Origin of the sequence: Halalkalicoccus jeotgali B3 (assembly GCF_000196895.1) — an archaeon.
GTDB lineage: Archaea > Halobacteriota > Halobacteria > Halobacteriales > Halalkalicoccaceae > Halalkalicoccus > Halalkalicoccus jeotgali.
Window position 1 is genome coordinate 186,480 of the sequence record NC_014299.1, and the last position, 13,180, is coordinate 199,659.

Consider the following 13,180-nt stretch of genomic DNA (forward strand, 5'->3'; position numbering starts at 1 on the left):
GTCGCGACGCCCGCTGCTGTGACTGTCAGCAGCATTAACACCAGTCTTCTCTCCGTTCAAGATCGCCCCACTGACCGCGGTGAGAGTCCGCGGAAGGGGCGTCTTCGCGATCTGGATCGGCAGCTGACCAATTGCAATTGCGATTACAATTACGATTACGATCAACCATGAATTCGAACCGCGAACTCGACCAGGAACAAGTTGATTTGCTTTATGACCACCGGCGGATGAAAGACCGCGGCGAGGATCCAGTCCTCGTTAGCGAGCAGTCGGTTGACGCGATTCGCGAGGTTCTCGGGACTTCGCTCGGCCAGCGCGGCGTCGCCGACCCCGACAGTCTCGATCTCGACGCCCTCGCGGGGCAATTTATCGCGATGGACAGAGACGAGGCAAACGAGACCGTGACGGCCCTCTCCCAGCAGCCCGAGACGGGTGGGGCCAGTCCGGAGTTGCTCGAGGACAACGACGAGGGGAGTGTTGAGGACCTCACGGCCGAGGAGCGCAACACCGCCCGCGAGAAGCTTGAAAGCGCGCAGAGGATGGAGACTCGCGCCCCCCAATATGCCGAGGCCCAGCGCCAGGAGGCAGCGGACATCCTCAACACCTCCCACGAGGACATCGACCTCGAGGCGCTCTAGCGCCCCGAATGAGCGCGGATACTCCCGGCCTCTCGGAGCTACTCGTCGACAAAGTGGTTCCGTGTCCTGAGTGCGGTCGCCCCTTCATCCAAGAAAATGCGATGAAGGTCCACCGCTCGAGCACGCACTGAGTCGTTCCCGATGACCCCTGACGGGCGAGGGACTGTGTTCGTCGAGGTAGGACTCCGTCAGGCCCGGCCCGTGGGCCTGGATCAATCACGGGCATCGCTTCCATCGTTGCTAACTCATTAGCCGCCTCTCGGGGGCCACCCTCCCGGCAGGCGGTCCACTCGTGTTAGGCGGTATGACTACTGTCCCGTAGCGGCGCGAGAATCCCCGTCTCGGAGCGGCCGAAGGCCGCGAGAATACGGCGTTTCTTGGAGCGCCGCTAGGGTTCCGGTTACAGCTGGCCTATCATCATGACTGATATGCCAGACATATCAGGACGCCTGCCGACCCTAGTAGGTTGGGTGGAGGGGGTAAGTTTCGACCTTACTGTAAGCTTGCACTCAGACGCCGACGGCTGTAGGGAGAATTGAGGGGGGAAGTTTTCTATCAGCGATATGGTATGCGGGCGGACTTAGACAGGGCCGGGTATGCCATCGTCTGAGGCCGACGGGGCCGAAACTTACTAGGTACTGTACCACATTGGTATCTACTGTGGTAGAATTGGTATGAAACCGACAGATGAGAGGTGAATTGAGAAGAAACCAATGCGAATTTTAGCTTGCCTACCGCTCCGCTCACCAGCAAAACCACCACTTAGCCAGCCCGCATACCCACCCCTCAAAGAACTAACCAACACATGAGCAGAGACACAGTCATCAGCGTCTACGTATCAGAATCAGAGAAGAATCACCTCAAGAGCGAGGCCAACGATGCAGGAGAAACACTCTCCAGCTATGTCTACAAGCTCATGCAGGCCGAGCGCCAACGCCAGAATCTGGATCAATCGGCTACAGAGCTATCCGCCGAGGAACGCATCGAGGCCTTGATCGCTGAAGGGACAGATGCCCTCGAGGAAATCGCCGAAGACATACGAGACATGAACGCTCGTGCCGGGACCTACTCAGTCGCGAACTTCGAGCTGCTGAAACAGAACTACCCGGATGCTCGTCGACGTGAGGTACTTCAGACGGGTGCTCGCCGGCTTCGCTACCCGCTTGAGGAACATACTGATCTCTCGAGTGAGGAGTCGAACAGTGCCGACTCAGACGCTGAAACCGACGATAAAGACGATGATGGACCGACGGAAGTCGATGACCTCCTATGACGACGTTTCTCCAGACGGAGTATCGTGATTCTGGCGCAGGGAAACTCATGGCATACATCGGCAGAGAGGGAGATACACCGGTTCACGACAGAGCCGGCCGCCTCATATCCAACAAGCAGAAAGAGCGATTCGTCGAAAAGAGCGAACGTCACCAATTCGAGAGACACATGATAATCAGCCCAGAGAACGGAAATGACCTCTCAAACGATGAGATCGGCAAAGAGACGCGCCGAACAATGGAACAGTTCACGAAAAACCGACCCACGGTGACCTACGCGTATAGTGTTCATCGGGATACTGAACACCCGCACGCTCACGTTGCCATGACGGGTGAGAAGACGGACCTCTACATGGATCGTGGTGACGTCGAGAATGTCCGAGAGACGGCCAATGAGCGGATGGTCGAACGAGAGAGGTACAAACACCGCCGACAGGAGAAAGAGCGTGCGAACGAACGTGATTCGCGAGAGCGGGAGCAAGAACTAGAGGACGAATTAGAGATTGAGAGGGGCCGCTAAGATGGTGCTTGGAACCCTCCTCAATCTGACGGCGGTAGCCGCCATGTTAGCCTACGTAAGCAAAGTTAAAGGATTCTCCCCTGTCGGTCCCTACGATGCATGGCGGGTGATTACGGCCCCGCTACGCGACGTCAATAGAGCACTCACACCCCTAGCAGCCATCATCGGGTGGTTCGTGGCCCTTTGGTTGGCTGACGTAACCGGCGCGATATGGCTTACTGTCGCCCTGTTCTTCGGTATCGGTGGGGCATTGCTCTATGAGACGATTCGAGTTGGAATACCCACGGCTATCGGCGCGACTATCGGCCTTGTATCGGGTCTAACGAGCGACGTTAGGCCCGATCGGGATAACTTCTCACTCCCATTGACTATCTACGAATCGCAGGCTGACGACGTGAGCGAGTGGACAGACGGCGCTATGCACGTTCCACGTCGTTCGTTGCTGACTCTTGGAGCGAGTGGAGCCGGCAAGAGTGAGACACTAAAGCACTTCGTCGATCAGCTCCAGGCCGACCCGAGTGAGCCTGTGGTAGTGTTCGACATGAAGCGAGATTACCAAGCATTCCTCAAGGAACGCGGTGCGTCCATGATCCGCCTCTCATCCCAGGGTTCGAGCACAGAGATAGGGTCACCGATCGCGTGGAACATCTTCGCGGAAATGGAAACTGAGGCTGACGCCGACGAGATTGCAAGGTCACTGTTTCCAAAGGGACGCGACCAGAACAATTTCTTCGATACGGCAGGCCGCCAGCTATTTGCCGCGAACCTGAAGTACCTGAAACGTGAGCTCGACAATCCGACGAACGCCGACCTCGTGCGCTACTGGCAACGCGCCAGTCCTAAGAAAATGCACGAGAACCTTAGCAGAGACGGCCACGAGGACCTAACGGCAGCTGCGAGTGCGATTGACCCGGAGACGGCCAAACAGCCGGGGGAGTGTTCTCAAGCGCCCAGCAACAAGTTCAAGACCTCTTTGTGGGTGACTTCGCGAAGTCCGGCGACTTCTCGATTCGTGAGTACATGGCGAATCCGCAAGGCCGTATTCTCGTACTCGACTACCCGACGCGCCAGAGCGAGACGATCGCGCCCGTGTTCCGCTACCTGATAGATGAATCCATCAAACACGGGATGTCTGACCCGCGTCGGTCGGCGTACTACCTACTCGACGAGATAGAGCATATGGGCGTGTCTATCAGCCGACTCGGAGAGCTGATAAACGTCGGCCGGGGGAACAACTGTCAGGCGATACTCTCCCTACAGAGTGTCGCGCAGCTCCAGGACACGTACGGCCGCGAGAGAGCGAACGCGCTACTCTCGGGGATGGTTACGGTAATCGGCCTTCGGACGGCCGACGAACCGTCAGTGGACTTCCTACGGGAAACGGTCGGTACGGAGTTCAACGAGTACACCGGCCACGTTGAGCGGAAAGAAGCGCCGTTAGGTGGCGGTATGGTTGAGACGTCGCGAGAAATGAAAACTGAGGAAGAACACAAGTTCGCGAAGGGCGACCTTCGGAGCTTCGACGCGGGGGAGGCGGTAATTTGTCGACAGGGTAAAGGCTACGTCCATGGCCGGATTCGTATGCTTGAGGAGTAGCTCGGGATAACAGACAATGCCAACATCTATTATGATGTGGTTCGTAACATCAATATGTCCGGGGACGAGGCCACACTCATACTCAGTGAATCACTCGACTTCCCCGAGACAGGGCGGATCGTTCGGATGAATGTGTGGTCTGTCCCGGCGTCAGACGCCTATCCAGATGGCATCAAATACCGGTTGCACTACGGGACAGGTGAGGGAGAGACGATCCTCCGCTACGATAACTCACACGCCGATACGAAAGGCCACGAACGCCACACGGCCGATGGAGTGGATGGTACCTACGAATACCCAGGCGACTACAAAGCCGTCTTAGAACGGTTCAGAACAGAGGTCGAAAATCATGAACGCACCGACTAACCACAACAGCGCCCCAATGCACCGAACGCTGACCGTTCGTGTCGCCTCGCCGAGCAACGCCTTCGAGAAGGTTGGCGAGCGTTTCGAGGCGCTCGACCGAGGCGAAGATATTGATCCGCTTTACGAGATCACGTTTCAGCGAGAGGAGGATTTACAGCGGCTTCTCTCGGCAAATAACATTCAGATGCTCCGATCAATTGCCCGCGAGTCGCCTGAGAGCATTCGAGCACTTGCCCGTGGAGTTGGGCGTGATATCCGGCAGGTTCACGACAACCTCCAAGAACTCGAAAGTTACGGACTCGTCGAGATCGAGGACGAGGGGCGTTCACGGCGGCCCTCAGTTTGGTATGATGATATCGAGATCAAGGTACCTATCGCTCCGTGATCTGCGGACCCATTTTGGTGCTACTGTGGGGTTGCACGTACAGAAAACCCGATCCCGACTTTTGCACAATATCCGAGTGTCTTGATATGCAAAATCAGACTCTTAGTCTGTTGGTTTTGCGTGTAATCTTGGATGGTAAGATCCGTTGTACGGTCAAGTGCCCATTCAATAACTGGCGTCAATGCTCGATTCAATAGTTGGCTACGAGCGAGAAGAATAATCCCGATAACGCCACCGATAACGTAGATGAGAGTAAGAATGTTTTCGCCCTCGGCGTTGGTGAACGACAGAAGGAGCGACCCAAGCATACTCACAATCCCGATGCTTCCGAGTCGGATGAGCCAGATGACAATGGTTCGTCTGCTTGGGTCTGAGACCGTAAACTCTGCTTCTTCGGTCGTGTACCCCGCTCCCGAAAATGCTGATGCTGCCTGAAATGAGGCCACGTCCGGTGAGATACCAGTCATTCGGAGTGCAATCGCTCCGATCCGGGTCACGAGTAGTACGAGGGCAAAGATGATGAAAACGGACAGGATTTGATTTGTCGCTACCATGAGATGGTGTTCTACAGCGAACTGTAAAAATACGCAGTCCCCATTCAACGGGATCGCTATCTTAGCAGACTCTACTCACCGACCACCGTACTCTGAATTCGTGTTGATACCCTCTCATCACCCATGCTTTGTTGTACAACCAGCTGCCCATCTTCCAACCGGAAACTCAGTAAAATCAGTGACGCGGATCTCAATCGTCGGCAGTATATGCACCACCACGATGTTTGATCCGGGCGACGATCATGTCCGTGTTCGAATGGTCAAAGGTCGTTGACAGCCGAAAACCGCCAACTCTGACCTTCTTATAAGGACTGTTCTGCATCGGCTCTCCATACTCCGGCGGGTCTCGCCATGGCGACTCGCAAATCTCATCGAGCTTCTTGCGGATTTGCTGCTGGTCATCGCGTTCGAGCTTTTCGAAATCGTCGCGCGCCTGTGACGTGAATCGCCACGTCCACTCATCGCTCATTCGAGTCTACTCCTCTTCGGAGCTTTCGGTGGTATCGAGATCGAACTCGTCGATGATCTCCTCACGAGAATAAGTCTCGCCGTCCCGGATCTCGCGTTCGGCGCGGGCGAGTGCGGACAACTCGTCACGGTCGAACGTAGGGTTTTCGACTGAATCACGGAGCACGTGCCGAATGTACTCTGAACGGGAATTGAATCCCCGTCCTTGCCACACATCGTCGATCTGTTCAAGGAACGTCGGGGTGACACGGACGTTGATTTGCGGACGCTCATCACCATCACTGGGTTTAGTTGGCGATGCGTCTGACATACGTGTGTATTACAATGGCGATACAAATAGAGCTGTCGCTGCATGCAAGCCCCACGTCTGACTGACTGGTATGGTTTCAGCCGGTTTCAACAGAATGGGATAGTCGAAGTTGTCTTAACAGTCACAGCACCCCCTCCCCCTTTCACCGACCCGTTCTCACCGCTCAAAGAGATGACAGAGTACTCGCGCAGCGCGGACATCGCCCCAAAGTAGAGTGTGGTTGGATGTGCTCTATTGAAAATGCGGTACAGCAGCGGAGTCAAGAAAATTTTGCGTCGAGAATTCACGAATTTCTACTGGGAAGTGGCGTAATTCCTCTCCATTTTGACGATGAACCACGAACTCATCTCGAAACGAGTATATTCGTGACTAAGGAGTGTGGATATTACCGAACAGCAACCGTTGAAATCGGCAAATCGCCACGCTGTCTTCCATTTTCAATAGAACACTTAATAGGACTTTGCAAGGACAAGCCACACCATCATGCAGACGGCTGTTTAGTACTGATCGTTATGCAAGCACTCCGCTGGCACGACGAGGGCGACGTCCGGGTCGACGACGTCCCGAAGCCGGAGATCAAGGAGCCGACCGACGCGATCGTCGAGATCACGGCGACGGCGATCTGTGGCTCGGACCTCCATCTCTACAACGACTTCATGCCGGGCATGGAGGAGGGCGACATCCTCGGTCACGAGCCGATGGGCGAAGTCGTTGAGGTCGGCGAGGAGGTCGACGACCTCCGGGAGGGCGACCGCGTCGTCATCCCCTTCACGATCAGCTGTGGCGAGTGCTGGTTCTGCGAGAACGATCTGTACTCGCTGTGTGACGAGACGAACCCGAACGCCGAGATGGCCGCCGAGACGATGGGCCACTCGCCAGCCGGTCTGTTCGGCTTCTCGCACACCCTTGGCGGGTACGACGGCGGGCAGGCCGAGTACCTGCGGGTACCCCACGCCGACGTCGGCCCGATCAAGATCGAGTCGGACCTCTCGGACGAGGAGGTACTGTTCCTCTCCGATATCTACCCGACGGGGTATATGGCCGCCGAGAACGCCGAGATCGAGGAGAACGACACGGTCGCCGTCTGGGGCTGCGGCCCGGTCGGCCAGTTCGCCATCCAGAGCGCCTGGATGATGGGCGCCGACCGCGTGATCGCAATCGACCGGATCGAGGAACGCCTTGGGATGGCCGAGGGTCACGCCGACACCGAGGTGATCGACTACTCCGAGGACGACGTCTACGAGTGGCTGATGGACGAGACCGACGGCCGAGGGCCCGACCGGTGTATCGACGCCGTCGGCTCGGAGGCCCATCACACCTGCGTCGATCACGTCCCCGACGAGCCCGACCGTCCCTACGTGCTCCAGGAGGCGATCAAGTCCTGTCGCAAGGGCGGAACCCTCTCGATCCCAGGCGTCTACATCGACGGAGTGGACGACATGCCGATGGGCCCGCTGATGAACAAAGCTCTCACGGTCAACGCGGGCCAGACCCACGTTCAAGCCTACCTGAACCCGCTGCTCGAGACGATCGAGAACGGCGAAATCGATCCCGCGGAAATCATCACCCACCGGGGCTCGCTCGAGGACGGGCCCGAACTCTACGAAACGTTCAACGACAAGGAGGACGACTGCATTAAAGTCGTCCTAGAGCCGTAATCGGCGAACGACTCACCCCGTTAGATCCTGTACGAACGTCACCTGCTTCTCGATACACGCGGTAGCGGTAGGGACCGTGCTTCTCGCCGCCGCTCATGCAGTGACAACTGTCGTATCTCTTCTCGTCCGAATCGAGGGGAACACTAATGCGTCGCTGGTGCTGGAGGAGATTGGTCCCTCCAATGTATCCCTCAAGCGAGAGTCTGCTCGCTCGTAATTAGCCCCTGTACCCGGCAGCGGTGCCGGCGCTTCGGTATCAGGGACTGATCAATAGCGTATCAAACAGTATCGACAGTTGTTTCGGCTTCTAGCAATTCACATCTAAATATTGCAGTTAAGGATTAGTAATGAACATCAGTATGACTCTTGATCGACGGATTTCACGACACACCTCGTTCGCAAGGCCACTTCTCAAGAAGCGGCAGCCGCTAGTCGGACGCATGCGAGACAATCGAGTCCATAAGGACAAAACCAACCTGAGCAATACAGATCAATGGCGGTACGCATGTCGAGTGTGTGGAACACCGTACAGACGGAGCGTCGATACCTGCAACGATTGTGGAAGTGCTGCCATCGTTCCCACTACCCAACTGACCTCCAAGAACTGATCCGACAGATCCCGATCCAGCTTCACACGGCAGAGTTGATAAGCGCGATCGGAGACCCCGTGGAAGACGTCTCTTGGGCAACTACTGGCGGTTGCACGCCCACAGAATCCGATCCCCGATTTTGCACAATATCCGAGCGTCCCGATGTGCAAAAACGCACCCTCAACAGGCGAGATTGATCCAGTTGGAAGTAGATCACGCCGGTCGATCAGCACTTAGAGGAAGATAGTGCCGGGAAGTCGCCGTTGAGTAACCCGCGAGAAACGGCTGTCAGGGACAGATGTGCAAGAAACGGACTCCTGATCACCCTAGTTCCCTGCTTCGTTCCATCGTATTGAGGGATGAAGCAGCTGTTAGGTAGTTCTTGCGTATGTAACGGCTGTTCCTTGTGGAGAGATGAACAATCCATTTATGTAATTCCGCAATGAGTTCGCAGATATGCCCCGCGACCCCTTGCTCAGTACTGAGTCGAAGATAACGCTGATATTTATGTTTCTTGGCCTCACAGCGTGGTATTTAGCAACAGAGTACGCTAATAGCGATCTGTTAGAACTTGTGGCACTATTTGGTGTTGGTATTATACTTCCAACGTTGCTGAACGAGCTACGGCGGCACTCACGGTCAGAGTAACAGACCCACGGTCTGTATGTAACGGCCCTCCAGATACGAACTCTATACTGAATTCTAAGGCTAAAATAAATACATTTCAAAAATCTGCCCGGATTCGTCTGGATTGTTGGTTTTATTGTCTGAATTCATACTGCTTCTCCCTCTGTTCCGCTCCGCAGCCTTGGTAGAATAGAACACTATTATATACTCGCGTCAGGAGCAATAAAACTAAACAGCACTCTTTTCGATGCGGGGACGGGGTAGTTTCTACTAATTGGTGGTCTCCGTTTCTTGGATTGAACGAGTTCTTTCAGTAGCTGTGTTATCGTCATCGGTCCCTTCACCTGGTTCATCAAGAAGCTGCTCAAGCCGAGTTTCGAATATCTCTTCACTTATATCTCCGTTTACATACTGTTTTCGGAGCCTCTGGATAGAGTTGCTTTCTTTATCACCGGTGGTATCGGTCTTTTGCTTGTTGTTCAATAGTGGCCTTACGAGAAGTACGATAGGTATAAACATCAAAAGAAGCATGCTGAGCCCAGCAATGACGCCTGCGGTAACACTTCCGAGTTCAACACCGGCAGCAACGACCGCAAAAAACAAGCGAAGGATCGTTGATACTACGGTCATTACGACGAGCATGCCAAGGAGTATGCTAAGGAGAACAGCCCATCTGGGGAGACTCTGAATCCAGTTTGGTACCCATTTACTAATCTCCATGCTATGAGTTGATTGTATAGAATAATGAACCTTTTCTCGATCCCTGATTACGCTGTTCCAAGTACCCATCCAAACGAACGCGCTTATGATCTCAGCCAGGAATCCCGAACAAGTTCCAGTAGTACAGCAGCCAGCAGCTGACCGCCGTTGACATGGTAAGAGTACAGTACGTGATCAGAGTCCGAGGACGCCATGAGCCGGCACGCCACGTTACTATTGCTGACCCCACCGAAACAGCCGTTATCAAGGTGGCCAGTGGAGGAAGAACCAGCAGCAGCCGGTACCACAGTGGTGGATTCGAGAACAGCGTCGGATCAACGGCCAAACCCACACCTAAGCCAATAACGAACACAACGCTGAGTCCGGCAGCAGTGCCGATCATTCGGCACGCGGCCTCGGGCGAAGCAAGCCATGCCAGCAGTCGGTTGCTCATGGATCGTTCGCCGGCTTTCGCTAGTGAATCGTCGGTCGATATTATGTCCGCTGAATTAGCCGCCGTATCGCTCTCACCTTCCGTCCGAGAGAACGCTGCGTTGGTAGTACTGTCGGCGCTCATTCCGCCTGCGGGCTTGCTATCGCCCTTGGGCGCTGTCGCATCGACTGAGTTACTGCTGCAGAACTGGCGTACCCTGGCGGCAAGTGGTGGACCGACAGTACCAGCAAGGATCCCTAGAATCGAGCCGGCGCCTAGTGCGCCGTGGAGCGCCAGCGACTCGGACCATGAACGGCGCTCAAACGCTTGATATCCCAGGTACAGTTGGGAAATATCTTCGGAGAATGCGAGTGTTTCGTGGCCATCAACCTTGTCGAATACCAGCGGATCGCGTTCAATCCAGCGCGTTGATCCGCCCCCAGCCTTAGTGATCAACTGATCGCCCTCAACAGCGACATTGATCTCGCCAGCCTGCAGTGTCGTGAACAGCTTTGAGTGGGAGGTTTCCGCGATTCGAAGGCCGCGGTACGTCCCAGTAAGCTCATCAGCATGGTCAGGTCGACCGCTGGGCTTGCGCTCCGGTGGCTCGTTCAGCCCGACACTCTCGTTGAGGAACGCATTGATAAGTTCGCCTGCTGCCTCCGCACCAGTATCAGTATTATATGAAACGAATAGACCGAGATCGGCGTCGGGTACCAAAACAAGGTGACTATAGAACGATCCAGGAATCGCGCCATTATGCCAGAGCGTCTGGACGTTCCCATAGGCCGTTTCTATCCAGCCAAAACCGACGCCGTCAACCGCAGGGTGGTGTGTGAACCACTGCTCTCGCATTCGCGTCACGACATCGAGCGAAAGACCACGCTCGCCGGTTTCTGCATTCGCTAAGTGTGCACGCATAAACCGACTCATGTCTACCGCACTGGCGGTCATCGAGCCAGCCGGCCAGAGCTCTAAAGCGAGCCCCGGTGCCACCGTCGGCGACCCAGCAAGAGCCGTGTACCCCTGTATCGCTGAGGGATCAGCCGGCTGTGCGATCGATGCAGTATCCATCTCCAGGGGTTCGAAGATATGCTCACGGATGTACACACCGAGCTTTTGACCAGTCACCTCGGCAATGACTTGTCCTGCCAGCGCTGACCCGTAGTTTGAGTACGAGAATGTCTCACCGGGAGGACGAACCTGGGCTGGCTGCTCCGCCTTGAGCACGCCGGGTAGCGAACGCCGCTTATCCGGACTACTCACCCATAGTCCTTGGTTTCGTTCCTCGAATCCGGCAGTATGAGTTGCCAGATTAGCCATCGTGATCGGCTCGTTACCTGGAACTGAGACTGAGTCCAGATATGCCTGGATATCCTCTTGTGGATCGATTTTACCGGCTTCAATTAGCTGCATGGCAGCGGTCCAGACTACTGGTTTAGTGATTGAGCCAATCCGGAACGGCATCGTAGCACCCACGGATTCGCCGCCGTTTGCCTCAGTCTGGCCATACCCCTTTGTCAGCACGGTCTCACCACTGTGGACGACGGTGACTGTCGCGCCCACAATGTCGCCGTTATTGACCGCATTGGCCATCTGATCATCGATCAGAGTCTCAACATTAGTGAGTGAAACACTCTGTTCGATGGCGGTATTGGTTGGCTGATTACGAACCGGTGATATCTTACTCCCATCTTGGGCTGTCCTGGTTGCGCTCGTTGATGCAGTCCCAGCCACAAGCGCACCGGTGCCCGCAAGAACGGCTCTGCGAGTCGGTTCGCTTCCACTGAGTTGCTGTCCGAGGGAGGTCGAGGGCTTGGAATTGCTATCGAAGGGTGGTGTATTGTTATTCATTGAACGCTGGGTTGAAAATATCTTCAATTATGCAATCGTAGTGGCGAGCGAGCGTGAATGCTAACTCTAGCGATGGGTCGTAGCGTTGACGTTCAATCGAGTTGATTGTCTGGCGTGTGACGCCAATGGCAGCGGCCAAGTCAGCCTGGCTCTCGCCAGTTTGGCCGCGGCGCTCACGGAGATCGTTTTTCATAGACTCGCGGCGAACCGGTCGTACAGCTGGAAGCCCCCATATACGAGGTAGAATAGTATAATGAACGCGCTGATCGGCACGAGCCACAACGGGAACTCAAGCAATCCTAGTGCATCGAGCACAACAATTGTCGGATACACGAGAGCTGCGAGCCAGCCAAACAACGTAACGGTTCGGCTAGCTGCATGGCGGTGGATCTCATCGTCGCGTTCATCCCACAATGGTCGGTCACTTGTAAGTGCAAGCGTGATAGCCACGCCAAAGCCAAGCACGAGCGCAGCGACTCCCCATATTGGATAGCCGAGGGCTTGTAAGCCAAAGTAGAGTATTAGCCCAAGGGTAATTGAACTACCGTAAACAGTACGTCTGGAACCGAGGATCGTGAACGAGTCGGAATTTCTATTGGATGTCATTGTGAATGATTTCTGACTTCACACATATTGTCGGAGGATGGTGTAGATCACGCCGAAGACAATATAGACTGTGACCAGTACCCACATTGCTCCATGAAACGCGTTTGGAAGGGTGAGAACTCCGCCGTGCTCAAGGATGAGGCCGCTGGGAGCACCGAGAACGAGCACGAATGCGAAGATGCTAAGCGTCCAATCGCTTGCCTTCCGCTCAATGGCGATGTCACGCTCGTCGTATAGTAGCACTGGGCTGAGCTGCCAGACGCTGAGCATGCCGAAGAAGCCAACCCAATAGAGCAGCACTCCGGCAACGAATTGATTGAAGTAGACTCCGATGAGCAGACCGAGAATACCGGCCACGAGCAACCCGTACATGAGGTGTTGATACTGTTGTCTCTGCGAAAGCCGTTGCATCATAGGTGATTCGTGTTCAGTCATGATTGTTGCCAGTTTGTGTAAAGCTCGCTTTCCGTAAAGGAAGCTTTCCAGTAAAACAACCTTTACATTACTACTTATATTTTTCGGCCGTCGGGATGCCAGCATCTGCTATATATTGTATCACACATATAAATATTGAATTATTGTTATATACCTTGATTGACTGTTGG

At 55.0% G+C, this 13,180-nt stretch carries 16 protein-coding genes; 8 read left to right on the forward strand and 8 right to left on the reverse strand.

From position 1 onward, the window contains the following. The first annotated feature begins 167 nt into the window (after window positions 1–167). The 7 genes from HACJB3_RS17315 to HACJB3_RS17345 all read left to right on the forward strand — a co-directional run bounded on the left by HACJB3_RS17315 (window position 168) and on the right by HACJB3_RS17345 (window position 4,776). Window positions 168–638, forward strand: coding sequence for a hypothetical protein (locus HACJB3_RS17315; RefSeq protein WP_013199650.1), 471 nt, complete (start codon window positions 168–170; stop codon window positions 636–638). A gap of 805 nt (window positions 639–1,443) precedes the next feature. Continuing rightward, the gene (locus tag HACJB3_RS17320; RefSeq protein ID WP_008415441.1) at window positions 1,444–1,911 is read left to right on the forward strand and encodes a hypothetical protein; all 468 of its coding nucleotides are present in this window, start codon (window positions 1,444–1,446) and stop codon (window positions 1,909–1,911) included. Beyond that, on the forward strand, window positions 1,908–2,429 hold the full coding sequence (locus tag HACJB3_RS17325; protein ID WP_013199651.1) for a relaxase/mobilization nuclease domain-containing protein: 522 nt from the start codon (window positions 1,908–1,910) through the stop codon (window positions 2,427–2,429). Before HACJB3_RS17320 ends, HACJB3_RS17325 begins: the two co-directional genes overlap by 4 nt. A gap of 1 nt (window position 2,430) precedes the next feature. Further along, the gene (locus tag HACJB3_RS21165) at window positions 2,431–3,534 is read left to right on the forward strand and encodes a type IV secretion system DNA-binding domain-containing protein (RefSeq protein WP_013199652.1); all 1,104 of its coding nucleotides are present in this window, start codon (window positions 2,431–2,433) and stop codon (window positions 3,532–3,534) included. Beyond that, a complete protein-coding gene (locus HACJB3_RS21170) occupies window positions 3,450–4,025 on the forward strand; it encodes a TraM recognition domain-containing protein (protein ID WP_081461376.1) in 576 nt (191 codons plus the stop codon). The genes HACJB3_RS21165 and HACJB3_RS21170 overlap by 85 nt, the downstream gene beginning before the upstream one ends. A gap of 54 nt (window positions 4,026–4,079) precedes the next feature. Further along, a complete protein-coding gene (locus HACJB3_RS17340) occupies window positions 4,080–4,391 on the forward strand; it encodes a toxin-antitoxin system TumE family protein (RefSeq protein ID WP_013199653.1) in 312 nt (103 codons plus the stop codon). Further along, entirely contained in the window at window positions 4,375–4,776 is a 402-nt protein-coding gene (locus HACJB3_RS17345) for an HVO_A0114 family putative DNA-binding protein (protein ID WP_238532920.1), read from the forward strand. Before HACJB3_RS17340 ends, HACJB3_RS17345 begins: the two co-directional genes overlap by 17 nt. A 20-nt stretch (window positions 4,777–4,796) precedes the next feature. Here HACJB3_RS17345 and HACJB3_RS17350 read toward each other — a convergent pair whose 3' ends face one another. From HACJB3_RS17350 to HACJB3_RS19835, 3 genes are all read right to left on the reverse strand, one after another. Beyond that, window positions 4,797–5,330 carry a hypothetical protein gene (locus HACJB3_RS17350; RefSeq protein WP_008415435.1) on the reverse strand — a complete coding sequence of 178 codons (534 nt, stop codon included), beginning with the start codon at window positions 5,328–5,330 and terminating at the stop codon, window positions 4,797–4,799. A gap of 190 nt (window positions 5,331–5,520) precedes the next feature. Beyond that, window positions 5,521–5,799 carry a type II toxin-antitoxin system RelE family toxin gene (locus tag HACJB3_RS17355; RefSeq protein ID WP_008415434.1) on the reverse strand — a complete coding sequence of 93 codons (279 nt, stop codon included), beginning with the start codon at window positions 5,797–5,799 and terminating at the stop codon, window positions 5,521–5,523. Window positions 5,800–5,805: 6 nt separating this feature from the next. After that, the gene (locus HACJB3_RS19835) at window positions 5,806–6,108 is read right to left on the reverse strand and encodes a ribbon-helix-helix domain-containing protein (protein WP_049934735.1); all 303 of its coding nucleotides are present in this window, start codon (window positions 6,106–6,108) and stop codon (window positions 5,806–5,808) included. Between the two features lie 512 nt (window positions 6,109–6,620). On the opposite strand from HACJB3_RS19835, the gene HACJB3_RS17365 reads away from it, so the two are divergent. After that, complete coding sequence (locus HACJB3_RS17365; RefSeq protein WP_013199655.1) at window positions 6,621–7,766, forward strand: zinc-dependent alcohol dehydrogenase; 1,146 nt, start codon at window positions 6,621–6,623, stop codon at window positions 7,764–7,766. Window positions 7,767–9,253: 1,487 nt separating this feature from the next. Here the strand turns inward: HACJB3_RS17365 and HACJB3_RS17370 are convergent. The 5 genes from HACJB3_RS17370 to HACJB3_RS17390 all read right to left on the reverse strand — a co-directional run bounded on the left by HACJB3_RS17370 (window position 9,254) and on the right by HACJB3_RS17390 (window position 12,947). After that, window positions 9,254–9,703 (reverse strand): SHOCT domain-containing protein, encoded by a 450-nt coding sequence (locus HACJB3_RS17370; RefSeq protein WP_008415424.1) that lies wholly within the window; start codon window positions 9,701–9,703, stop codon window positions 9,254–9,256. A gap of 91 nt (window positions 9,704–9,794) precedes the next feature. Then, on the reverse strand, window positions 9,795–11,711 hold the full coding sequence (locus HACJB3_RS17375; RefSeq protein WP_008415422.1) for a serine hydrolase domain-containing protein: 1,917 nt from the start codon (window positions 11,709–11,711) through the stop codon (window positions 9,795–9,797). A gap of 250 nt (window positions 11,712–11,961) precedes the next feature. Further along, the gene (locus HACJB3_RS17380; protein ID WP_008415420.1) at window positions 11,962–12,162 is read right to left on the reverse strand and encodes a helix-turn-helix transcriptional regulator; all 201 of its coding nucleotides are present in this window, start codon (window positions 12,160–12,162) and stop codon (window positions 11,962–11,964) included. Continuing rightward, on the reverse strand, window positions 12,159–12,575 hold the full coding sequence (locus HACJB3_RS17385; protein ID WP_148258280.1) for a DUF2178 domain-containing protein: 417 nt from the start codon (window positions 12,573–12,575) through the stop codon (window positions 12,159–12,161). The genes HACJB3_RS17380 and HACJB3_RS17385 overlap by 4 nt, the downstream gene beginning before the upstream one ends. Before the next feature lie 18 nt (window positions 12,576–12,593). Next, entirely contained in the window at window positions 12,594–12,947 is a 354-nt protein-coding gene (locus HACJB3_RS17390) for a DUF2178 domain-containing protein (protein WP_241430840.1), read from the reverse strand. Window positions 12,948–13,180 lie beyond the last annotated feature (233 nt).